The sequence below is a fragment of the Halomonas sp. WWR20 genome (assembly GCF_054602495.1).
Window position 1 is genome coordinate 153,544 of record NZ_JBTRHR010000005.1, and the last position, 23,662, is coordinate 177,205.

The following is a 23,662-nucleotide window of genomic DNA, read 5'->3' on the forward strand; positions in this document are numbered from 1 at the left end:
AAGAGTATGGCCGAGATACAGACCATTACGCTCGATGTCGCCGCGCAGGGTGAGAAAGGCGCGAGTGTCGAGATCCGTCTCGAGCGTGGCGAAACGGGTTTTTCGGCGCGGGCCGACCAGGGCGGCGCGGTGATCGGCAACTCCGAAGAGCCGAAGGCGGTGGATGCGCTGGCGGCATGTCTGGAACAGGTTGCGACAGTGGTGGGCGGTGACAACATCCGCTCGGCGCAGCTGGCCGGTCACAAGCTGATGGGTGATGCCGAGTTCGCCAAGGCCTGTCGGCATGCCCAACTGGAGATTCCCGCTTCCCGCTAGAGGCAACATAGCCGGGCCCGCATCGATCCTAACGCCCCTTGGACGGGGCGTTGTCGTTTCCGTGTGCGCGTGCCTGGCCTTATCCTCGCCGCGGTGTTCCTCTACAATCGTGTTTCCTTCTCAATCGGCAGGCCGCTCATATGCTTGGATTTCTGCAAGGGTTTGCTTATGGATTGTTCCTCAGTTGTCTGCCGTGGTTCGTGATCGGCATGCTCAGCCCACGCCACGCCATCCCTACGCAATACCCCAACCGCCTGCAGGTGATCATCCGCTACTGGCTAGTAGTGCCTTTCATCGCCTTGCTGCTGTGGCTGACCTCGCTATGGGGCGGCTTCGGCCCCACGCTGGGAGGCTGGCTCGTCGGGCTGGCCGCCATCGCTATCGAGCGTCCTTGCGAGGGACGCATACGCCGCTGGTGGAATGCGCGCAAGCGGCGGCAACAAACGGCCCGCCATGATGCCGAAGCGGCGCGGCGCCAGGCGGAGCTACGCAACAAGGCGCGCGAAGCCGGCGTGGCTACCCTCGACCCCCAACGGCCACCGGTGGATGCCGATCATGTGGTCAAGGCGCTGTGTACCGCCAAGCAGCAGTTGCTCGACGTGCATCGGCCCGATATCGCCGTGCAGGCCGATCGTTTGTACAGCCGCTACGATCATGTCATGCAGGTGCTGCAGGCCCGTTTCGACGTGCGCGAACTGACCTTCGAGCGTTCGCGAACCCTGGTCCGGGAGGTGTGTCTGGGCGCCGTCGACAACCTGACCGCCATGGCGTCGCAGGCCGGTGGCGTGGCGGGCGTGGATCGTGAGTTCGTGCAGCGCCGGCTGTCCAAGGGCGAGCGCTTGACGGCGGCGGAACGCCTGGCGCTCGAGCGACGTCTGGCGCTGGTGGAGGAAACCGAACGTCATCTGAACGATCTAAGTGCGCGTAACGAGGCGGCCTTGACGGCCCTGGACGACACCGCCGTGGCCATGGCGCGAATCGAGACCGGCCGCCCACAAGCCTCGGTGAGTGCCGACCAGGCGCTGCGGGATCTGCGCGTCTTCATCGACAGGGCCGAGCACTACGATCGAGGCCAACGATGACCTACCGCCTTGAGGCACAACAGGGGAGCAGCAATGAGCGATAAGCGCGACACCGGTTCTGAGCAGCATCTCTCCTTGCCTCCGGTGGACGAGATTGCCCGCCACCTGGAGCCCGATACCGAGTCCCGGGAGGCGGACCTGGAGACACAGGCCGATGCGTTCGTGGCAGGTATCCTTTCGGCGGATGCCGAAACCGCCTCGACCGAGCGACAGCGGCGCGCCGTCGACGAGATGGGCGTCGAGGTCCAGCGCCAGGCCGCCCACCAGAGCGAGATGCTCAAGACACCGATTCGCAAGCTCGCCCACCAAGGCGACGATGGCGGGCCGGTGGCTCAGGCCCTGACCAGCCTGCGCGGTCGTATGCAGGAACTCGACCCCAACCGTCGCAAGCTTTCCGGCGGCAAGCTCGAACGGGTCCTGGCCTTCATCCCCGGCGTCGGCAATCGCATGCAGCGCTACTTTCGACAGTACGAGAGCGCGCAGGAGGCGATCGATGCCATCATTCACGACCTGGAAGCGGGGCGCGACATGCTGCGTCGCGACAACCTGACCCTGTCGGGGGATCAGGATGCATTGCGCGACACGCTGGCCCAGCTGCGCCACCAGATTACATTGGGCCGCTTGATCGACGAGCGGCTGGAAAAGCGTAGCGTAGCGCTTGCCGAGGACGACCCGCAGCGCGGCTTCATCGAGGAGGAACTGCTCTTCCCGTTGCGTCAACGTATCGTCGACCTGCAACAGCAGCTCGCTGTCAGCCAGCAGGGCGTGCTGGCGCTGGAAGTGGTGATCCGCAACAATCGCGAGCTCATGCGCGGCGTGGACCGGGCCGTCAACGTCACCGTATCGGCGCTCTCCGTGGCGGTCACGGTGGCGTTGGCCCTGGCCAACCAGCGGCTGGTGCTCGACCGTGTCGAAGCCATTAACTCCACCACCTCGGATATGATCGCCGGCACCGCCAAGTCCCTGCGCAGTCAGGGAGTGGAGATTCAGAATCGTTCCGCCTCGGCAATGCTCGACATGCAATCCCTCGAGCAGGCTTTCGGTGACGTGCTGGCTGCCATCGATGATGTCTCGCGCTACCGGCGCGAGGCGCTGCCCCGGCTGGATGCTCAGATCGACCGTCTGGAGGCCCTGGCTCGTCAAGGAGACAGCGCCATCCATCGTCTGGATAAGGGCAACGATGCCCAGGCGGGAAATGCGCTGTAAGAGGCATGTCCTGGTCCGCGCTCATTGCCGGGAGGCTGAGCCCCGCCGCGAGGAGCGGCTATGCTGAAAAGCCAGAGGCGACTTTCGGTTGCCAGGCGATAGATCGAGGCGAGATGAACGACGAGACGAGGGCGGTACGGCGCACCGGGCTGGGCATGATGCTGCTGTTCTGGATGATATTGCTGGGGTTCGGCGCCTGGTGGTTTCAAGGACTGTTCGAGGCACGCCACAACCCCAATGCGGACCTGGTTCAGACAGAGGAGGGCAGCCAACTTCCCGTCACCTTGGAGCGCAACGCTTCGGGGCATTTCATCGCTACCGGACGTATCAATGGCGAGCCGGTGGACTTCCTGCTGGATACCGGAGCGAGTTACGTGGCGGTGCCCGAGGCACTCGCCGAGCGCCTCGGGCTTCAGCGCGGTGCTAGCGCCAACTTCAATACTGCCAATGGTCGCGTGCAGGGGCACCTGACGCAGATCGAGCGGATCAGTCTGGGCGGCCTGACGGCGCACCAGGTACGTGGATCGATCAATCCCGGCTTCGACGGCGATATCGCCCTGTTGGGAATGAGCTTTCTCAACCGTTTCGATATTCAGATACGGGGTGACGAGATGATTCTGCGCCCGGCGGACCGCTCATAGCCGTTATACGTTACGCCAGCTGCGGCTTGTAGCGCCGGACAGTGCGTTGTCATGCGGTTGTGGCGGTTGATATCATGGATGTACGTACAGCATTCGTGGCCCCAATGACGCTCGCACCGCTCGAAGATCCCTTCTACTACCTCAACAACTTCCAGACCGTGCTGGGCTGGGTCGGGGCGCGTTACCCCGACCTGCTGAGCACGCAGGAGGCGGATTTCATTGCGACCTTTCCCGCCTTGCCTCGAGCATCCCGGGCGCTGTTGGCACGCATGGTCATGCGCAAAGGCACGTTGTTTCGGGCCGGCAAGCTGGACTACGTCGAAATCGGTGCGCCCCGGGCTGCCGCACAGCCGTTAATCGACCAGGGCTGGGTCGAAGCCGATCCGGTATTGACGCTCGAGGAAGTGTTCGGCCTGCTGACCAAGGCTGAAATCCTGCAGGCCTTTGCGGTCAGTCTGGCGACCGGCGAGAAAGATTCAGCCGGCCTGAAAGGTGCCGCCTGCCTTAAAAAAGCTGCCAGCCTTAAAAAAGCCGAGTTGCTGGAGCGGCTACAGCCGGTCTTTGCCGTGCCTCGCCGCTTCAGTGCCTGGTGGAGCACCGACGACGTTTACGCATTAACGCTCATGGATATGTGCGACCGTCTGCGATTGATGTTCTTCGGTAACCTGCGCCAGGACTGGTCCGATTTCGTGCTGGCGGACCTGGGGATCTACCGTTACGAAACGGTGGAGTTCAGCCCCGAATCGCGCGCCTTCCGTCGGCGTACCGAGGTGGATACCTATCTGCATCTTCATCACTGTCGGGAGCGCTTCGAGGCGGGCGAGCCGCTGGAGACGATCCTGATGACGCTTCCCGCCATCATCGACAATCCCTGGCTCGAATCGCGCCGCGCCAAGTTAGTGTTTCAACTCGCGCAGCATTGCGAGCGCCACGCGGAGCTGGACACGGCGCTGGCGCTGTATGCCGACTGCTTGCATCCCGGGGCGCGTATTCGCCGCCTGCGCGTGCTCGAGCGTCGCGGCGAGCATGCTGCCGCACTCGCCCTGGCCCGTGAGGCCGAACAGGCCCCGGAAAGCGACGGCGAGCGACAACATCTGCAGCGGATGCTGCCGCGCCTGCATCGTAAGCTGGGATTGCCCAAGCCGCCGCGTCGGGCGTCGGCGCCGATGGCGCGAATCGACCTGACCTTACCCCGCGTCGAGGTGGCACCATCGGTGGAAGGCGCGGTGCGCATGCATCTCGAAGAAACCGCCGGGCCGGTGCATTATGTCGAGAACACGCTGATCAATTCACTGTTCGGCCTGCTGTGCTGGCAAGCGATCTTTGCGCCGCTGCCGGGGGCGTTCTTTCATCCCTTCCATGCCGGCCCGGCGGATCTGCTGCGTGCCGATTTCCATCAGCGCCGCGCAGCGCTGTTCGAGGCCTGCCTGGCAGAGCTGGAATCAGACGCGTACCTGGCCACGATACGTGACAATTTCGCTACCAAAGAGGGCCTGCAATCACCCTTCGTACACTGGGGAGTGCTGAACGAGACGTTGCTTGAGCAGGCGTTGGCCTGTTTCCCGGCGCACCACCTGAGGCTCTGGTTCGAACGGCTATTGGAGGATATCAAGGCCAATCGCGCCGGAATGCCGGACCTGATTCAGTTCTGGCCTGGGCGTGATCCCGGGCAGCGCTACCGGATGATCGAGGTCAAGGGGCCGGGGGATCGCCTGCAGGACAATCAGCTGCGCTGGCTGGAATTCTGTGCCGAACACGCGATGCCGGTGACGGTGTGCTACGTGCAGTGGGCGGAATCCGCCGCCGAGGATCATGGGTCTTGAGCTATCGTGTTGCGGTGCGGGCATTATGCGAATTCACCGCCAAGACCGGTGACCTGGACCTGCGATTCACACCGTCACCCACGGCGCAGGAGGGCATCGCCGGGCATGCAGCGGTCGCCGCGCGCCGCGGCGAGGACTATCAGCGCGAGATTGCGCTCAGCGGGGAATATCGCAGCCTGGGCGTACGCGGCCGGGCCGACGGCTTCGATCCTCGGCGTTGTCAGCTTGAAGAAATCAAGACCTTCCGCGGCGATCTGGAGCGGATGCCGGCCAATCACCGTGCGCTGCATTGGGCACAGGTGAAGGTCTATGGTTGGTTGTTCTGCCAGTCGCGGGAGTTGGCCGAACTACGCCTGGCACTGGTCTACTTCGATATCGTCACCCAGCGCGAGACGGTGCTCAGTGAGGTGTTTGGCGCCGAGACCCTGCGTGAGTTCTTCGAGCAGCAGTGCGCGCGCTTTCTCGACTGGGCCGAACAGGAACTCGCGCATGGCATGGCACGCGATCGGGCACTGACGGCGCTACGTTTTCCACATGAGCAATTTCGCGCCGGCCAGCGCCCGCTGGCCGAGGCGGTCTACAAGGCGGCGAGTACCGGGCGCTGCCTGATGACGCAGGCGCCCACCGGGATCGGCAAGACCCTGGGCACGCTGTTTCCGCTGCTCAAGGCGATGCCGGGCCAGCGGCTCGACAGGCTATTCTTTCTTACCGCCAAGACGCCCGGACGGCAGCTAGCCCTGCAGACCCTCGCGACGCTGCGCGGCAATACCCCTGAATTGCCGCTACGAGTGCTGGAACTCACCGCCCGGGACAAGGCCTGCGAGCATCCCGACAAGGCATGTCATGGCGATGCCTGCCCGCTGGCCAGCGGCTTCTACGACCGCCTGCCCGCGGCGCGCCAGGCGGCGGTGAACGTGGGTACGCTTGATCAGGCGACGCTGCGCAGTGTGGCGCTGGAACACCGCCTGTGTCCCTACTATCTGGGGCAGGAGCTGGCGCGCTGGAGCGACGTGGTCATCGGCGACTACAACTATTTCTTCGATCTCCACGCCATGCTGCATGCCCTGACCGTCACCCATCAATGGCGGGTCGGAGTGTTGGTGGACGAGGCGCACAATCTGGTCGAGCGGGCGCGTCGCATGTACAGCGCGGAGCTCGACCAGGTCGCCTTGCAGGCGGCGCGTCGGGGCGCACCGGCCATACTCAAGACATCGCTGGAGCGGGTTCAGCGTCAGTGGCGGGCCTTGAATGTGCAGGAAAGCGACACTGCGCCGGGGCAGGACTATCGAGTATTGGATACGCTACCCAACAAGCTGCTGTTGGCCCTGCAGAATGCCGTAGCGGCCGTGACCGACTATCTGGCCGAGCAGCCGGCCGCGCTGGACGGCGCATTGCAGGCCTTCTACTTCGAGGCCATGCATTTCTGTCGCATCGCCGAGCTGTTCGGCGAGCACTCGCTGTTCGACATGACGCTGCGTCCCGGCAGACGCGGGGCACATCTTTCACGGCTCTGTCTGCGCAATGTGGTCCCGGCGAGTTTCCTGACGCCGCGCTTCGAGGCGACGCGTGCCACGGTGCTGTTTTCGGCGACCCTGAGCCCCAGTCGTTACTATGCCGATCTGCTGGGGCTGCCGGACAATACGCCGTGGGTCGAAGTGGAATCGCCGTTTCAGGACGGGCAGCTCGCCGTCCGTGTCGTCGGCGCCATCTCGACGCGTTATCAGCATCGCGACGCATCGCTTTCACCCATCGTCGAACTGATGGCCCGTCAGTACGCCCAGCGGCCGGGCAACTATCTGGCTTTCTTCAGTAGTTTCGCTTATCTCGAGCAGGTCGCCGAGCTGCTGCGAACGCGCCACCCGCAGATTCCGATGTGGGCACAGTCGCGGCGCATGGACGAGCCTGCCCGGCAGGCGTTTCTGGAGCGTTTCAGCCTGGACGGACGCGGCATCGGCTTTGCCGTGTTGGGTGGGGTCTTCGGCGAAGGTATCGACCTGCCGGGCGAGCGCTTGATCGGTGCCTTTATCGCCACGCTGGGGCTACCGCAGCTCAACCCGGTCAATGAACACTTCAAACAGCGCATGGCGTCGCGCTTCGGCGCGGGATATGACTATACCTATCTGTATCCCGGCCTGCAGAAGGTGATACAGGCCGCCGGGCGAGTGATACGTACCCAGCAGGACCGAGGCATTGTCTATCTCATCGACGACCGCTTCGCGCGTCGGGACGTCGCGGACCTGCTGCCGACCTGGTGGCAGGTGAAGCCGTACGGTTAAGACGGTCGGCGTTGGGGAGCGTTCAGCTATGGGCTGCTCGGTGAGCCTCATGTCACTATTACGTTTACTCATGCATCCCGGTTGCCTACCGACAGCCGGGATGTGGCGGTGGGGAATCTGTCTGCGGGTTAGGAGTCTTCCCAATAGCCGTTGAATTCATCGTAATTGAAGGTGGTCATTCCGGTGACATCCTCCTGCGTATAGGGCAGTGCGTAGGAGCTGTAGCCAGGATTCCAGCCATAGGTATAGCCATGGAACGGGTAGGCGATAGCACCGCCACCTCCGCCGAAGGTGGGGCCTGAAGGCATCACGATCACCGCCAGCAGCTCACCTTGTTCGGAAAAGACCGTGTTGTCGACATAACCATACTCCATGCCGTTTTGCAGGTTGGAGTAGTCATTGAGCAGTTCGGTAAGCTTCCAGGTGCGTTCACCGGTCTCGACGTCCTCATCTACTGCGGCTTTCTGCTGAAAATCCTCGCGAGTGACGGCCGAGTTTTCGCCGTAGAGCTCATAATCCTCGACGTTATCCTCATTGACCGGAACCTGGACGCCCTCTTCGGAGAGTTCAACCTGATCCCATGGCACGATCACATGCGTGTCGCCGATGTCCCAGAATCCGCCGACTTCAGCGATTAGCGCGATGATCTGATTCTGCTCATCGAGAACGGCGTTGACGACATCGCCGATGTCGTCGCCGTTCTCGCCGATGACATCGGCTTCCAGCAGACGATCGCCGAGAAACCGTCCTTGCTCGTATACCTGGTCATAGTTCCATTCGCTAAGAGGGCGCACCTGAGCAGACGTCTGCGTCTGGTTTTCGCTGTTAACCTGAGCGGTATTCTCCGACGTCTGTGACTGAGCCTGGGCGATCGAGACGGACGAGGCGACCGCCAGGGCGAGTGCTGATGCTGAAACGGGCATGCGATGCTGAAGTTTCATGTCAGTCCTCCTTTGCACGGGACACCCTTCAAGCTAGCAAAGGAAAAGAGAGCGTAAAGCGAGTCGTGACACCTCTAACGCGAGTAACGTCCCATTCGCAAGGGAATAAGACGCTGTTAGCCAGGTGACACTGGCCCGATCGACCTGCCGGAGAGGGCTCTCCCGGTCGATCAAATCGGGCCGTGATTCAGGCGCGGCATGCCGTTAGGAACATGCCGTCAGGGATACGCTCGGTGCGACTTCACAGGATATCTCATCGTACCGAGTGGCAATCACTTGGGCGGCTCGACGTGCCCTCCGAAGCCGAAGCGCATCGCCGACAGCAGGCGGTCGGCGTAGGTGTTTTCCTGGCGCGAGCGGAAGCGGGCGAAAAGTGCACCGGCCAGTACCGGGGTCGGCACGCCCTGTTCGACCGCTGCATCGATGGTCCAGCGGCCTTCGCCACTGTCGGCGACCGCGCCGGTGTAATCCTCCAGCCGCTCATCGCCGGCCAGAGCCTGAGCGGTCAGGTCCAGCAGCCACGATGAGACGACACTGCCACGGCGCCAGACTTCGGCGATGTCGGCCAGGTTGAGGTCGAAGCGTTCGTCCTCGGGCAGATCCGGCGACGATTTGGTCTTCATGACATCGAAGCCTTCGGCATACGCCTGCATCAGGCCATATTCGATACCGTTGTGAATCATCTTGACGAAGTGCCCGGCGCCGACAGGGCCGGCATGGATGTAACCACGCTCGGCACGGTCATCGGGCGCATTACGGCCCTGAGTACGCTCAAGATCGCCGTAGCCCGGCGCCAAGGTTTCGAACAAAGGCTCAAGGCGCTCGAAGGTCTCGCCTTCGGCACCGATCATCATGCAATAGCCGCGCTCGAGTCCCCATACGCCGCCGGACGTCCCGACATCGACATAATGGATGCCCTTGGCACGCAGCGTCTTGGCACGACGAATGTCATCCTTGTAGAAGGTATTGCCGCCATCGATGATCACATCGTCCGCTTCCATCATCTCGGCAAGTTCCATGATCGTTGTCTCGGTGATCTCGCCGGCCGGCAGCATGACCCACACCGCCCGCGGCTTGGCGAGGTTGGCGACCAGGGCCTGTAGGCTGTCCGTGCGAGTAGCGCCATCCTCGTTGAGGGCGCTAATCGCCTCCTGATTGCGATCGTAGGCAACGATCTCATGGCCCTTGCGCATCAGGCGCCGTGCGATGTTGCCGCCCATGCGGCCGACCCCGATGATACCGAGTTGCATGTTGTGATCCTTTCACCAAGAGACAATGAATTGAGGCTAGCGTCAGACGAGCGCTATGGCATCGAATGCCGGCGTCACGCGATTATCGGCTGTCGTTTAACCTCCGACACAACAATGGGCCATGCTTTGCAGCAGTGGCCCATCGATTGTGGGGTGTCGTGAGCAGACTAGATCAATCCCAGCTCAGCGCACCACCGACTTGATATTCGGTGACGCGCGTCTCGAAGAAGTTCTTTTCCTTGCGCAGATCGATGATCTCGCTCATCCACGGGAACGGGTTGGTGGCGCCCGGGAACTGCTCCTTCAAACCGATCTGCGCCAGACGGCGATTGCAGATGAAGTGCAGGTATTCCTCCATGATCGCGGCGTTCATGCCGAGTACGCCGCGCGGCATGGTGTTCCGCGCATAAGCGATTTCGAGCTGAGTGCCTTCGAGGATCATCTGGGTGACTTCATCCTGAAATTCAGCGGTCCACAGGTGCGGGTTCTCGATCTTGATCTGATTGATCATGTCGACGCCGAAGTTCACGTGCATGGATTCGTCGCGCAGGATGTACTGGAACTGTTCGGAAACGCCGGTCATCTTGTTGCGTCGGCCCATGGACAGGATCTGGCTGAAGCCGCAGTAGAAGAAGATGCCTTCGGTAACCGAGTAGAAGGCGATCAGGTTGCGCAGAAATTCCTGGTCCTGCTCCGGCGTGCCGGTCTGGAAGTCCGGGCGCGCCAGCGACTGGGTGTGCTTGAGTGCCCAGGCGGCCTTCTTGGCTACCGAGTCGACCTCGCGGTACATGTTGAAGATTTCACCTTCGTCCATGCTCAGCGACTCCACGCAGTATTGGTAGGCGTGGGTGTGGATGGCTTCCTCGAAGGCCTGGCGCAGCAGGTACTGGCGACATTCGGGGTTGGTGATGTTCTTGTAGACGGCCAGCACCAGATTGTTGGCCACCAGCGAGTCGGCAGTGGAGAAAAAGCCCAGCGAACGCTTGATGATGAGCCGCTCATCCTCGGTCAGGCCATCCTGGCTTTTCCACAACGCGATATCCGCGTTCATGTTCACTTCCTGCGGCATCCAGTGGTTGGCGGAGCCGTCGAGGTACTTCTGCCATGCCCAGTCGTACTTGAGCGGTACCAACTGGTTGACGTCGGCGCGGGCATTGATCATGCGCTTGTCATCGACCTCAACGCGGTTGGCGCCCATTTCCAGCTCTTCCAGGCCGGCGGCGACGTCCAGCTCATCGAGCGCCTTCTGGGCGCGGGCGAGGCGATCCGCTTCAGCAACCTGATAGCTGCCGGCGCTTTCCTTTACCTCTGCCGACGGTGCGGGCGTCTCGGGGGCTACCGCGGATTGCTTGGCCGGCGCCGACTGGCTTGGGGCGGCAGGAGCATCGTCTTCGTGGAATTCATCCCAGTTCAGCATGAAATCACCTTTAATCTGGCAATCAAGCGTTGAGCCGCAAACCGGCTCAACGGTTCGTTGCATGAGTTCGACTCGGCAGGTGCCGAATGAAGGGTTACTGACACGCCTCGCAACCCAGGTCGTCAATATCGCCGGCCGACGGTGCGCGCTGGCCGCCCTTGCCCTGCAGGAAATCCTCGATACCCCGCGGCTCCTTCCCGCCGGCCGTAGGCGCTTGCTGCGCTTCGGGGGGCGCCGCGGCTGGCGGCGCTCCGGCGTCGCTGCCATTGCCCACGGCATTGAGCTTGCTGCGCTCGACGGTGGATTTTTCCACCGAGGTGGCACCCAGGGCGCGCAGGTAGTAGGTGGTCTTCAATCCGCGGAACCAGGCCATGCGGTAGGTCACGTCGAGCTTCTTGCCCGAGACGCCGGCAATGTACAGGTTCAGCGACTGGGCCTGGTCGATCCACTTCTGACGACGCGAGGCGGCTTCGACGATCCACTTCGGCTCGATTTCGAAGGCCGAGGCATAGCGGGCCTTGAGATCCTCAGGCATGCGCTCGATGGGCTGTACGCTGCCGTCGTAGTACTTGAGATCGTTGATCATCACCTCGTCCCACAGGCCACGCTCCTTGAGGGCGTGAACCATGTAGGCGTTGACCACGGTGAACTCGCCGGAGAGGTTGGATTTCACGTAGAGGTTCTGATACGTCGGCTCGATGGACTGCGACACGCCGCAAATGTTGGAGATCGTCGCGGTGGGGGCGATCGCCATCACGTTGGAATTGCGCATGCCCTGGCGGGTGACCTTGTCGCGGATACAGTCCCAGTCCTGGGTGGCCGAGGTATCGACTTCGATGTAATCGGCGCCACGCTCTTCAACGAGTTTGGCGATGGAGTCGATGGGCAGCACACCCTGGCTCCACAGCGACCCTTCGTAGCTCTCGTAGCTGCCTCGTTCGGCGGCGAGATCGGAGGAGGCCTCGATGGCGTGATAGCTGACCAGCTCCATGGAACGGTCGGCGAACTCCACCGCATCCTGCGACGCGTAGGCGATGCCTTGTTCGTAGAGAGCGTCCTGGAAGCCCATGATGCCCAGTCCCACCGGGCGGTGCTTGAGGTTGGAGCGACGCGCCTGCGGCACTGCGTAGTAGTTGATATCGATGACGTTGTCGAGCATACGCACCGCGGTACGCACGGTCCTCTTGAGCTTGTCGCCGTCGAGCTGGCCGTCGGTGACATGCTGCGCGAGGTTGATCGAGCCCAGGTTGCACACCGCGATCTCATCGACATTGGTGTTCAGCGTGATCTCGGTGCACAGGTTGGACGAATGCACCACACCGGCATGCTGCTGCGGGCTGCGCAGGTTGCACGGGTCCTTAAAGGTGATCCATGGATGGCCTGTCTCGAACAGCATCGACAGCATCTTGCGCCACAAGTCCTTGGCCCTGACGCGCTTGAACAGCTTCAACTGGCCGTTACGGGTCATTGCCTCGTACTCCTCGTAGCGCTTCTCGAAGGCGGCGCCGTAGAGGTCGTGCAGGTCCGGGCAGGTGGATGGCGAGAACAGCGTCCACTCCTTGTCGTCGAAGACGCGCTTCATGAACAGATCCGGCACCCAGTTGGCGGTGTTCATGTCATGGGTGCGGCGGCGATCGTCGCCGGTGTTCTTGCGCAGCTCGAGAAATTCCTCGACATCCATGTGCCAGGTCTCGAGATAGGCACATACCGCGCCCTTGCGCTTGCCGCCCTGGTTGACGGCGACCGCGGTGTCGTTGACCACCTTGAGAAACGGCACCACCCCCTGGGACTTGCCGTTGGTACCCTTGATGTAGGAGCCCAGCGCGCGCACCGGCGTCCAGTCATTGCCCAGCCCGCCGGCCCACTTGGAGAGCATGGCGTTGTCGCGGATGGCGCTGTAGATGCCGTCGAGATCGTCGGGCACGGTGGTCAGGTAGCAGCTGGAGAGCTGGCTGCGCTGGGTGCCGGCATTGAACAACGTGGGCGTGGAAGCCATGTAATCGAAGCTGGAGAGCAGCTCGTAAAACTCGATGGCGCGTGCTTCGCGGTCATCCTCGTTGAGGGCCAGTCCCATGGCGACGCGCATGAACATCACCTGGGGCAGTTCGTAGCGCACACTGTCGCGGTGCAGGAAGTAACGGTCGTAGAGCGTCTGCAGCCCGAGGTAGGTGAACTGGTTGTCGCGAGTGTGGTCCAGCGCGGCGGCGAGCCGTTCGAGGTCGAAGCTGCGCAGGCGCTCGTCGAGCTGCTCGAATTCGATGCCCCTGTCGATATAGGTCTTGAATGCCGGCGCGTAGAGGTCGGCCATTTCACCGAACGTGGCCTCTTCGGCGACACCCAGGAAGGACAACGCCTCGCGGCGCAGATTGTCCTGCAGCAGGCGCGCGGTGACGTAGGTGTAATTGGGTTCCTTTTCCACCAGCGTACGCGCGGTCATCATCAGGGCGGTGGAAACGCCGTCGATGGGGACGCCGTCGTAGAGGTTCTTCAGCGAGGCATCGACGATCTTCTGCGCTTCGACGTTGGCCAGCCCCTCGCAGGCGTCGTGCACCAGCGTCTCGACGCGGGCCAGGTCGAGCGGGCGCGTCGTACCGTCGGGCAGCGTGATGTTCAGGCTGGGATGGGGCTTGGCGATACTGGTGCCGCGTGACTGACGGGCACGGGCATGTTCTTCGCGATAGAGCACGTAGGCGCGGGCGGTCTTCTGCTCGCCGGCACGCATCAGCGCCAGTTCGACCTGGTCTTGAATATCCTCGATATGCAGGGTGCCGCCATCGGGCATACGGCGTTGGAAGGCCTCGGTAATCTGTTGCGTCGCCTGCGCGACGAAATCGCGGACCCGTGAGGAGGCGCCGGCGTTGTCGCCTTCTATGGCGATAAAGGCCTTGGTCATGGCCACCGAAATCTTGCTGACATCAAACGCCACGACATCACCGTTGCGCTTGATGACCCGCAGCCGCTGAGGCGCGGTTACGCCTACTGACGACGCGTCAGATGCTTGCTCCGAAGAGAATATGGTTTCCATACGTCGACCTTTATCTACGCAGAAGATGGTTAAAATAATGCTAGAGCACTGAAATTCATCAAAAGAGCTGTCGAAATCGCTGGATTTGACAGCGCCTCTGTGAGTTGATAGGTGCACACCATATTGTAGTTGTGCCGTGAAGAGGCACAAGATAGTGTGCTTCCAAGGCGCCTTCAAGTGGATAAGATGTGTATATCTTGTGTCTCTTCTGGGTATGAGTCCGAAGGCCCCTGTCCAGGCCGCCACTAGCGGGAAACGGAACTTTTTTTTAGCGCAGGTTAAAACTTGTCGAATGAGTGCTAGGCTTATTGCAAGTGATTTCGGGTATCATTGCGTGCTATCCGCTATGGTATAAGTGGCAACATGTAAAGCCCTGTCGCAGTCCTTTAAATTTAGATGCGTCAGGCAGGGATCGAAGGCACCAATTAAAGGGATGATGACTGCTTTGGAAAGCACAAGACACCAGGATCACATTCTGATCATCGAGGATGATGAGCGGTTAGCGAACCTGACCCGGGAATATCTCGAGGCCAATGGCTTTCGCGTTACCCTCGAGCACGACGGCTCACGCGGCGTAGAGCGGATCGTCGATGAACAACCCGAGCTCGTCATTCTGGATCTCATGCTGCCCGGCGAGGATGGCTTGTCCATTTGCCGTCGGGCACGGCCCCACTACGGCGGCCCCATCTTGATGCTGACGGCACGCACCGATGACATGGATCAGGTGCTGGGGCTGGAAATGGGCGCCGATGATTATGTTCCCAAACCCGTGCAGCCGCGTGTGCTGCTGGCGCGCATGCGAGCGTTGATGCGCCGCAGCGATGCGCTGGAATCGGTCAGCGGCGCGACCCGGCTGATGTTCAACAATCTCGTCATCGACAGTGCGACGCGTGAAGCCTGGCTCGATGAAGAGCGCATCGACCTGACCAGTGCCGAGTTCGATCTGCTGTGGCTGCTGGCGGACAACGCGGGACGCGTGCTGACCCGCGAGGAAATATTTTCCCAGTTGCGCGGTATCAAGTATGACGGGCAGGACCGCTCCATCGATGTGCGAGTGTCGCGTATAAGGCCTAAGATTGGCGACGATCCTAACCAGCCACACCGCATCAAGACGGTGCGCAGTAAAGGTTACCTCTTCGTCAAGGATAGCTAGAGCTAATGCGGCGAGGGTTAACCGACAGTGCATTTCTGAGAGTCTACCTCTCACTACTGCTGGCACTGGTGCTGACATTCGGTTTGGCGTTGCTGGGGTTTCTCATCGTCGACCAGGTTCGTCATGAGAAATATCGCGAGAGGATCGCCAGCGGCCCGATGGCGCTCTTGGCCACTCTGGCCGAGTCGCAGCCGGCGGCTGAGCGTGACGCATGGCTTTCCTCGCTGGCGTCGACGCTGGGCATGCCGCTGGCTTTGCGGAATATCGACAGTCTTACGCTCAATTACTTCGAGCGTTCGCGTCTCGATAATGGCCGCCCGCTGATCGAATTGGCCGATGGCGACTGGCAGGTGTTGCAACGTTTGCCCCAAGAACCCTGGGTTCTTGAGGCACGTCTGGACACGCTTGGTGAACAGCAGTTGCGCGGCGCGACGGAAGCCCTGCGCAACTGGCTTAACAGCGTGACCGGAGATGAGCGTAGCGCTCGCATGAATGTCCTGCGCAACGTCTTTCATGTGCCTTTGCAGCTTACCGCGACACCTCCCGGCAGCGTGGACCCGATTCAGTTGACCCGGCTTGAGGGCGGCGAGATCGTGGTGCGCCTCGATCCCGGTGTCGGCAGCTTCTACATTCATGCACGTCTCGGTGCCGAACGTTGGCTGCAGATCGGGCCGGTGCGCACGTTCGAAACCATGCCCATCTCGCTGGCCCTGGCGTTATTGGCCATCGGTCTCAGTGTGCTGGCAGGCGCCATCTACTTCATTGTCCGCGGCGTGGAAGGGCATGTGGCGCGGCTCGAAAAGGCGGCTACCCGCATTGCCGGGGGATATCTCGATACTCGGGTCAAGGTCGAGAGCAGCGATTTTCTGGGACGAGTCGGCATGGCCTTCAATGGCATGGCGGCCCAGGTGCAGTCGCTGTTGCGTAGCCAGCAGGAAATGATCCGGGCCGTTTCGCATGAGCTGCGTACGCCAGTCGCGCGGATTCGCTTTGCCGTACAGATGGTCGAGGATATGACCACTCAGGAGTTCGTACGACAACAGTTGAAAGGCATCGATGGTGATATCGAGGAATTGGATCAACTGATAGATGAGATCCTGACTTATGCGCGGTTGGGTAATGATAACGTTCAAGGCATTACTCTGGAGACCGAAAGCGTCGCCTGCCGTGCCGTGGCGGAGCGGGTTGTCGAGACGCTGGCGCCACTGCACAGCCATCTGGAATTGAAGGTGATAGCGGACCATGACATTGAGGTGGAGGCCGAGCCGCGCTACCTGCAACGCGCCCTGCAAAACCTGGTGTCCAATGGTTGTCGACATGCCCAGTCGCAGGTCCAGGTGAGAATCTCGCGGGAGGCGCGCGCCGTGCGTCTGGACGTGGAGGATGACGGCCCCGGGGTTCCCGAAGCCGACCGGCTGCTGATCTTCAAGCCGTTTACCCGGCTGGATGATAGCCGCACCCGCAGCTCGGGAGGCTATGGGCTGGGATTGTCGATCGTGCAAAAGGTCATGGCCTGGCATGGTGGCAGTGTGGTGGTCGACAGCAGCCGTATTCTAGGGGGGGCCCGTTTTAGTCTGCTGTTGCCGATACGTAGCCGCCCCGATACCTCCCACAACCTTATGAGTGAGTGATCATGAACCCGACTCAAGCCTCCCTGGCCGGAAGCTGGCAGTTGCAGCACTTCGTCTACCGCTGGCCGGATGGACGCGAGCAGGCCCCGCTGGGGCGCGCACGTGGCTGGCTGCACTACCTTCCAGCGCCTGAGGCGAGGATGAGTGTGCAAGTAGCGGCCGAGACCCGGCCACCCTTGGACCCCGATAGCGATGCTTGTCTAGCGGCGTTGTTTCGCTCGGGATTTGCCTATACCGGACATTGGCGGCTGGAGGAGAGCGTGGTGCACCATGACGTCGAAATCGCCACTCTGCCGGTATGGGAGGGTATCACCCTCAGTCGCTGCGTCACGTTGACGGACGATACCCTGACACTGGCTACCGATGAGCCCAATCCGCAGCTGCCGGAAGGCGGCTATGAAACGCTGCTGATCTGGCGGCGCGCGTAAGTCTTGCTACCGCTCCCGAGCCGGCCGGTTCAGGCCGGCTTGATTCCCGTCAGTACTGCGAAAGACGTTTCCCGAGCGGTACGCAGAAAATCCTCCATCCACGGCAAGTCGCGCTGCTCTTCCCGAATCGCTGCAAATAGCGTGCTCCAGAGGCCGTGCTCGCCAAGCGGCAAGCTGCGCACGTAATCGCGCTCGAGATATTCGGTCAACGCCCAGTTGGGCAGCGCGCAGACCCCGCGGCCGCTGGCGACCAGTTGCATCATCATGATCGTCAGTTCGGCGGTCCGCACCTCACGCGGCGTTATTCCGGCGGGGTCGAGAAACTGCGTGAACACATCCAACCGGGCGTGCTCCACCGGATAGGTGATCAGGGTCTCCTGCGCCAGATCGCCAGGCGCCACCCAGCCCTTGGCGGCCAGCGTGTGCTGCTTGGAGACCGCCAGCAGTCCTTCGTAACGAAATAATGGCTCGTAATGGACACCCGCGAGCGGCTGAGGGTCGGCGGTGATCACTAAATCGAGTTGTTCGCGGGCTAGGGAGGGCAGCGGATCGAAGCTGCGGCCGCTGGGGATGTCGACCTCCACTTCCGGCCAATGATCGCGGAAATAATCGATGGTGGGCATCAGCCACTGGAAGCAGCTGTGGCACTCGATGGCCATGTGCAGTCGTCCCTGTTCCTCGCCGGCCAGTCGCGCCAGGTCGCGCTCGGCCATACGAATCTGCGGCAGCACCTGCTCCGCCAGGGCCAGCAGGCGCGTGCCGGCGCGGGTGAACTCCACCGGACGGGTCTTGCGCAGGAACAGCGGACTGCCCAGACGCTCTTCCAGATCCTTGATCTGGTGCGAGAGGGCCGACTGGGTCAGATGAACCCGTTCGGCGGCCTCGACCAGGGAGCCGGCGTCGCGTAGCGCGATAAGGGTACGAAGGTGACGTAGCTCGAGCATGGAGAATGAAGTTTTTTCACTTTAATGATTAGTTAATTTAGTTTGATTCAACCAAGTCGGCCAGCGAGACTGCACTCCAACGCCATTGGCGAAAACACCATTCTATCCGCTAATCAAGCCAAGGAATAACCATGACGCTGGCCCACACTTTAGGTTACCCGCGTATCGGTGCGAACCGTGAACTCAAGCAGGCCGTCGAGTCCTACTGGAAAGGCGACATCGATTCCGCCGCGCTGGAAGCGCGAGGTGCCGAGTTGCGCGCGCGTCACTGGCAGGCAAGCCGCGACGCCGGGCTCGATCTGGTCACCGTCGGCGACTTCGCGTTCTATGACCAGATTCTGAATGTCACCGCCATGGTCGGCGCCGTCCCTGCACGCTTCGGCCCGAGTGGCGAGCAGGTTGATCTCGACACCACCTTTCGTATGGCGCGTGGCCGGGCACCGACGGGTACGCCGGCCGCGGCCTGCGAGATGACCAAGTATTTCGACACCAACTACCATTATCTCGTCCCCGAGCTACACGCGGGACAAACCTTCCGAATCGCCAGCTCACGGCTGTTCGACGAAGTCGAGGAGGCCAGGTCGGCGGGTCATCCTGTCAAGGTGGTGCTGACCGGCCCGCTGACATGGCTGTGGTTGGGCAAGGCCCGAGAGGAAAACGGCTTCGAACGTCTCGATCTGCTCGATGCACTACTGCCGGTCTACGGCGAGATCCTCAACCGTCTGGCCGAACAGGGCGTGGAGTGGGTGCAGCTCGATGAGCCGGCGCTGGTTCAGGACCTGCCCCGGAAGTGGCAACAGGCGTTTGAGTCAGCTTACAGCGCGCTGCGTATCGCGCCGGTCAAGTTGCTCGTCGCGACTTATTTCGGTGGCTTGGGTGACAATCTGGCATTGGCGGTGGGGCTGCCGGTGGATGGCCTGCACATCGATGTGGTGCGTGCCCCGGAACAGCTGACCGGCGTCCTTGACCGACTGCCCTGTTACAAGGTGCTGTCGGTCGGCGCCATCGACGGCCGTAACGTCTGGCGTGCCGACTTGACCCGGTTGCGTGACACACTGAGCGCGGCTCGCGCACGTTTGGGTGAGCGGCTGTGGATCGCGCCCTCCTGTTCGCTACTGCACGTTCCGGTGGATCTCAACTCCGAGACCGAGCTGGATGCCGAGCTCAAAAGCTGGCTGGCGTTTGCGCGTCAGAAACTCGACGAGACCGTGACCCTGGCTCGGCTGCTTGATGGCAATGCATCCGTGGCGGACGAGAAGCGCCTCGAGGCGGCTGATGCGGCCCTGGCCGCGCGGCGGGCTTCAGCACGTATTCACAAATCGCAAGTGGCCAAGCGGCTCGGCGCCGTGACTTCGGCGGATACCGAGCGCAGCAGTGCCTACCCGGTGCGGGCACGCGAACAGCAGCAGGCGCTGGGATTGCCGTTGTTTCCCACCACTACGATCGGCTCCTTTCCGCAGACCTCCGATATCCGTGCGGTGCGTCGCGCCTTCAAGGCCGGCGAACTCGACGAGGCTGACTACGAGGCGCGCATGCGTGAGGAGATCAGTCATGTCGTCTCGCGTCAGGAGGCGCTGGGCCTTGATGTGCCCGTACATGGCGAGCCGGAACGCAACGATATGGTCGAGTACTTCGGGGAGTTGCTCGACGGCTTTGCCTTTACCCGCTTTGGCTGGGTCCAGAGCTATGGCTCACGCTGCGTCAAACCGCCCATCATTTTCGGCGATGTCAGTCGCCCTCACGCCATGACCGTGCGGTGGAGCGAGTATGCCCAGTCGCTGACGGCCCGGCCGATGAAGGGCATGCTTACCGGCCCGGTGACCATCCTGCAGTGGTCATTCGTGCGCGACGATCAGCCCCGCGAGACAACATGCCGCCAGATCGCCCTGGCTCTGCGTGACGAGGTGGCCGAACTGGAAGCTGCCGGGATCCGTATCATCCAGATCGACGAGCCCGCTCTGCGCGAGGGCCTACCGTTACGGCATGCGCAGTGGCAACATTATCTCGACTGGGCCGTGGAGAGTTTCAAGCTGTCCGCCGCCGTTGTCCGTGACGAGACGCAGATTCATACGCACATGTGCTATGCGGAGTTCAATGACATCATCGCCGCCATCGCGGCACTCGATGCCGACGTGATCACCATCGAGACGTCGCGCTCCGACATGGAACTGCTCGAGGCATTCCAGGAATTCGAATATCCCAATGGCATCGGTCCGGGGGTGTACGACATCCACTCGCCGAATATTCCCGATGTGGCCTGGATGGTTCAGCTAATGGAAAAGGCTTTGGACAAGATTCCCGCCGAGCGGCTATGGGTCAACCCCGACTGTGGCCTCAAGACCCGCGGTTGGTCGGAGGTCGAGCCGGCCCTGGCGAATATGGTCGAAGCGGCTGAGGAACTGCGTAGACGCTTTGCCTGAGCGCGGCGGCACGTGAGCGAGAAAGACGCGTGTGTAAGCGGTACATGCAGCGGCGCTGATGATCAGCGGCTGGTATGATGAGATATCTCGTTCCGATGTGCCAGTGGAGTTGCTATGCGTCTCATACTTACCTTGCTGGGAGCCGTCGTGCTAATGACCGGCTGTGCCGGACCGGCCCCGACCCCCGATACTCAGCCGCCGATCGATGATATTGCCGTTCGTGTGCCCACCGCCGTGCCGTCAGCGGCGCCGGACAAGGCGCCCGAACCGAAGTCGCCACTGTTACCCTCGGCATTCTTTGCCGATGGTGCAGAGGCCTTCATCGCTTGGCGCTGCATGCCGGCCCAGGATCTGATTGCCGCCTTTCCTGACGGTTACCTGCGCTTATGGTCGGCGCAGGGTCACTATCGCCTCGACCGTGCCGTCGTGGCGTCGGGGAAACGCTACGTCAAGGATGATCTGGTGTTCTGGAACGAAGGTCGTCAGGCGAGGGTGGAAAGTGACAATGGTCGCCTGGCATGCGAAGAGGATGCCCAGCGTCAGACTCTGACGCGTCGCGACCACCCGCGATCGATCTTTCACGCCGTGGGTAACGAGCCGGGCTGGACATTGGATCTGGACCGCGACCGGCCACAGATGACGCTGATCAGTGACTATGGCGAGCAAAACCGCACGCTGGATTATCAGTTGGTCAATCTCAACAATGGGCAGCAGGCCAGCGTAATCCTGCGCAGCAACGACGCCTCGCAGCCGATCACGGTACGTCTTCAGGCACGTGCCTGTTTCGACACCATGAGCGGCAAGCCCTATCCGGTGCGGGTCACAATCGAGATGGGGAGCCGTACATTGCAAGGATGCGGACAAGGTATCGAGCGCCAGTCATAGCCTGCGCTCATCGGGCGTCGATGCTGATTAACATTCGTTTACGTCGAATGGTTGGCGCGGTTTTTTGCGATTTTCATTGCAAACTTTCTATTTAAAATGATCGTCATCCCCCTTCAAGGAGAATGGATGATGATGACCCCTACTCGCGTGTTGCTGCTCAACAGTTCGATTCTCGGCGATAACGGCCAGTCCCGTGGTCTCGCCGAACACTTCAAGCGTCAGGCCGCCGAGCGCGACGAGCTTAGCGTCACCGAGCGCGATTTGGTCGCCGAACCGCTGGCGCACCTCGACAGTGCCGAGCTCGCCAGCTGGATGGCCGCCAAGCACGAGCGTAGTGACGCGCAGCAGGCGTTGGCGGAACGCTCCGAAGCCCTGCTTGCCGAGCTATTCGCTCACGATGTGCTGGTATTGGCGGTACCGCTATACAATCTCGGCATTCCCTCCCAGCTCAAGGCCTGGTTTGACCGTGTGCTACGCGCCGGCAGAACCTTTCGCTACACCGAACAGGGGCCGCAGGGGCTGGTCGAGGGAAAGCGCGCCATTATTCTGGCGGCACGCGGTGGCCGGTACGCAGGTACCGAGCTGGATTCGCAGACTCCGCACCTGACACATATGCTGGGGCTGATGGGGATCGGTGAGGTCGATTTCGTTTATGCCGAAGGCTTGGCAATGGGCGTTGCACCTCGCGAGGCGGCGGTTGCCGAGGCGCGCCAAGCCATCGATCGCTTGGTTGCAAGCCTATAGACGCGCTGGCGAAAACATCAGCGCTCGGTGTTGCGCGCTTCGGCATGGCTTGCCTCGACACTCTGCGCGTCGATAAAGGTGCGATGATCCTCAGCGACGCAGTCGGTATAAGGGAGCGTTAGCGTCGTTACCATCTCGATGAAGCCTCGAGCCGGCCCTCCAGCCGCTGACTGACATGGCGGGCGAGACGTGCTCGTCGGGATTGAGCGATCGCGAGCCGCGTAGATGTTCGCGTGCGAGAATGCCTCCCCGCTTGCGATAGGGCTTGCCGGCGTCGAGCGTGTGGGTGCCGCGAAAGAAGCGGTAAGGCGATTCGGCAAACTTGGCGTATCTGGCGGCGCGATCGGACCCGGCAAGGTGTGCGTTGGCCGTGGCGATGGTGTTCAAGGCTTGCCGAGGCCGGTCGTGCCGGGTTAACGGCGCTGACATGAGATGATCCCTTGATGGGAGGGGGCGTGGCACAGGGGGATGCGGTCCGAGACGATACGCCGCATGAGTTGTCGCAAGCTATCTCCGTTAGCCCGCTCGCCAGGTGCCCGATGTGCCTCGATGGCTTGCCAGCTGTCACTCGCGCGACGTTCGGCCAGGGCAAAGCGGAACGGGTAGTAGCCCGGAAAGCCGAGGCGCAGGTCGGTGGCGATCAGCGTTTCGTGATCGGCGTGTGCTTGACGTTGATAGGCTAGAAACGGTCCGGCGAACCAGTCAAGGCGTTGGCCCGCAGGCGTATTCAGTGCGATTGCCTCAAGCGCCGCGCCACGTGCAAAGCGGGTCATGCTTGGCGGGCGTTCGTCGAGCAGGCCAACCAATCCTTCGTAATAGTCATCGCCTTCGATGATTGTCACCCGCCATAACAGCGCATTGAACGGTGTCGGCTGGACCAGGCGCGGGGCCTTCAGCAGGCCGCGGTCGGCAAGAACAGGGGCCAGGCGGGCATCGACCACACTCATGGCCACTAGGGTGAAGGCCAAGTACGCACTCGAAAGCGTCAGCCCCCAGGGGAGCGCTCCGGGAACTCGACCGCTGGACAGCGCGATCAGCAGCGTGATCAGTAGCGGCAGGGTGTACAGGGGGTCGATGATGAAAATGCTATGCCAACTGACCGGGGCAACTCTTAGTGGCCACCACAGCTGAGTCCCGTAGGTGGTAAAGGCATCGAGCAGCGGATGGGTGAGCAGGCAGGCGCTGAAAAACAGCCACCAATGCCGGAATGCGATCCCGCGTGTGCGAGGCCCGCTGGCGCAGAGCAGCGCCAGGCCCGTGGCCAGCGTTTCCAGCACGAACAGCGAATGGCTGAAGCCGCGATGATAGGTATAGTCGGCCACGGCGTCGCCATAGTCGATGACCACGTCAAGGTCGGGCAGGGTGCCGAGTGCCGCGCCGACGAGGATCGCCTTGCGACCCAGACGTCGGCCGAGGAGGGTGCCGCCCACCGCGGCGCCAAGGCAGGCCTGAGTCAGGGAGTCCACGATGGATTTCCGGGC

19 protein-coding genes are annotated in these 23,662 nt (G+C 61.8%); 12 read left to right on the forward strand and 7 right to left on the reverse strand.

What is annotated here, in order from left to right; all coding sequences use genetic code 11:
* Positions 1-6: 6 nt before the first annotated feature.
* The 6 genes from ACW4DH_RS11165 to ACW4DH_RS11190 all read left to right on the forward strand — a co-directional run bounded on the left by ACW4DH_RS11165 (position 7) and on the right by ACW4DH_RS11190 (position 7,343).
* Positions 7-315 (forward strand): hypothetical protein, encoded by a 309-nt coding sequence (locus ACW4DH_RS11165; RefSeq protein ID WP_459636475.1) that lies wholly within the window; start codon positions 7-9, stop codon positions 313-315.
* Positions 316-455: 140 nt separating this feature from the next.
* Positions 456-1,397: a cobyrinic acid a,c-diamide synthase gene (locus ACW4DH_RS11170; protein WP_459636476.1), complete on the forward strand. Its 942-nt coding sequence runs from the start codon at positions 456-458 to the stop codon at positions 1,395-1,397.
* A gap of 33 nt (positions 1,398-1,430) precedes the next feature.
* Positions 1,431-2,603 (forward strand): toxic anion resistance protein, encoded by a 1,173-nt coding sequence (locus ACW4DH_RS11175; protein ID WP_459636477.1) that lies wholly within the window; start codon positions 1,431-1,433, stop codon positions 2,601-2,603.
* Between the two features lie 113 nt (positions 2,604-2,716).
* Complete coding sequence (locus ACW4DH_RS11180; RefSeq protein ID WP_459636478.1) at positions 2,717-3,244, forward strand: retropepsin-like aspartic protease family protein; 528 nt, start codon at positions 2,717-2,719, stop codon at positions 3,242-3,244.
* 74 nt (positions 3,245-3,318) lie between these two features.
* A complete protein-coding gene (locus tag ACW4DH_RS11185) occupies positions 3,319-5,067 on the forward strand; it encodes a VRR-NUC domain-containing protein (protein ID WP_459636479.1) in 1,749 nt (582 codons plus the stop codon).
* Entirely contained in the window at positions 5,064-7,343 is a 2,280-nt protein-coding gene (locus ACW4DH_RS11190; RefSeq protein WP_459636480.1) for an ATP-dependent DNA helicase, read from the forward strand. The genes ACW4DH_RS11185 and ACW4DH_RS11190 overlap by 4 nt, the downstream gene beginning before the upstream one ends.
* 128 nt (positions 7,344-7,471) lie before the next feature.
* On the opposite strand, the gene ACW4DH_RS11195 is transcribed toward ACW4DH_RS11190, so the two are convergent.
* From ACW4DH_RS11195 to ACW4DH_RS11210, 4 genes are all read right to left on the reverse strand, one after another.
* A complete protein-coding gene (locus ACW4DH_RS11195) occupies positions 7,472-8,284 on the reverse strand; it encodes a PRC-barrel domain-containing protein (protein ID WP_459636481.1) in 813 nt (270 codons plus the stop codon).
* 272 nt (positions 8,285-8,556) lie between these two features.
* A complete protein-coding gene (gene gnd / locus ACW4DH_RS11200; RefSeq protein WP_459636482.1) occupies positions 8,557-9,534 on the reverse strand; it encodes a phosphogluconate dehydrogenase (NAD(+)-dependent, decarboxylating) in 978 nt (325 codons plus the stop codon).
* Positions 9,535-9,706: 172 nt separating this feature from the next.
* Entirely contained in the window at positions 9,707-10,951 is a 1,245-nt protein-coding gene (locus ACW4DH_RS11205) for a ribonucleotide-diphosphate reductase subunit beta (RefSeq protein ID WP_459636483.1), read from the reverse strand.
* Positions 10,952-11,045: 94 nt separating this feature from the next.
* The gene (locus tag ACW4DH_RS11210) at positions 11,046-13,976 is read right to left on the reverse strand and encodes a ribonucleoside-diphosphate reductase subunit alpha (protein ID WP_459636484.1); all 2,931 of its coding nucleotides are present in this window, start codon (positions 13,974-13,976) and stop codon (positions 11,046-11,048) included.
* Positions 13,977-14,412: 436 nt separating this feature from the next.
* Between ACW4DH_RS11210 and ACW4DH_RS11215 the strand changes: the two genes are divergently transcribed.
* Genes ACW4DH_RS11215 through ACW4DH_RS11225 form a run of 3 tightly spaced genes read left to right on the forward strand, consistent with a single transcriptional unit; the run spans position 14,413 to position 17,188 of the window.
* Positions 14,413-15,129 (forward strand): winged helix-turn-helix domain-containing protein, encoded by a 717-nt coding sequence (locus ACW4DH_RS11215; protein ID WP_459636669.1) that lies wholly within the window; start codon positions 14,413-14,415, stop codon positions 15,127-15,129.
* Between the two features lie 5 nt (positions 15,130-15,134).
* On the forward strand, positions 15,135-16,760 hold the full coding sequence (locus ACW4DH_RS11220) for an ATP-binding protein (protein WP_459636485.1): 1,626 nt from the start codon (positions 15,135-15,137) through the stop codon (positions 16,758-16,760).
* Between the two features lie 2 nt (positions 16,761-16,762).
* Entirely contained in the window at positions 16,763-17,188 is a 426-nt protein-coding gene (locus ACW4DH_RS11225) for a lipocalin-like domain-containing protein (protein WP_459636486.1), read from the forward strand.
* Positions 17,189-17,217: 29 nt separating this feature from the next.
* Here ACW4DH_RS11225 and ACW4DH_RS11230 read toward each other — a convergent pair whose 3' ends face one another.
* Positions 17,218-18,132 (reverse strand): LysR family transcriptional regulator, encoded by a 915-nt coding sequence (locus ACW4DH_RS11230; protein ID WP_459636487.1) that lies wholly within the window; start codon positions 18,130-18,132, stop codon positions 17,218-17,220.
* A gap of 131 nt (positions 18,133-18,263) precedes the next feature.
* On the opposite strand from ACW4DH_RS11230, the gene metE reads away from it, so the two are divergent.
* The 3 genes from metE to ACW4DH_RS11245 all read left to right on the forward strand — a co-directional run bounded on the left by metE (position 18,264) and on the right by ACW4DH_RS11245 (position 22,181).
* Positions 18,264-20,552 (forward strand): 5-methyltetrahydropteroyltriglutamate--homocysteine S-methyltransferase, encoded by a 2,289-nt coding sequence (gene metE, locus ACW4DH_RS11235; RefSeq protein ID WP_459636488.1) that lies wholly within the window; start codon positions 18,264-18,266, stop codon positions 20,550-20,552.
* A 114-nt stretch (positions 20,553-20,666) separates the two neighbouring features.
* Positions 20,667-21,437: an MliC family protein gene (locus ACW4DH_RS11240; protein ID WP_459636489.1), complete on the forward strand. Its 771-nt coding sequence runs from the start codon at positions 20,667-20,669 to the stop codon at positions 21,435-21,437.
* A 126-nt stretch (positions 21,438-21,563) separates the two neighbouring features.
* Positions 21,564-22,181 (forward strand): FMN-dependent NADH-azoreductase, encoded by a 618-nt coding sequence (locus ACW4DH_RS11245; RefSeq protein WP_459636490.1) that lies wholly within the window; start codon positions 21,564-21,566, stop codon positions 22,179-22,181.
* Between the two features lie 90 nt (positions 22,182-22,271).
* Here ACW4DH_RS11245 and ACW4DH_RS11250 read toward each other — a convergent pair whose 3' ends face one another.
* On the reverse strand, positions 22,272-22,610 hold the full coding sequence (locus ACW4DH_RS11250) for a hypothetical protein (RefSeq protein ID WP_459636491.1): 339 nt from the start codon (positions 22,608-22,610) through the stop codon (positions 22,272-22,274).
* Complete coding sequence (locus tag ACW4DH_RS11255; protein WP_459636492.1) at positions 22,595-23,647, reverse strand: metal-dependent hydrolase; 1,053 nt, start codon at positions 23,645-23,647, stop codon at positions 22,595-22,597. The genes ACW4DH_RS11250 and ACW4DH_RS11255 overlap by 16 nt, the downstream gene beginning before the upstream one ends.
* Positions 23,648-23,662 lie beyond the last annotated feature (15 nt).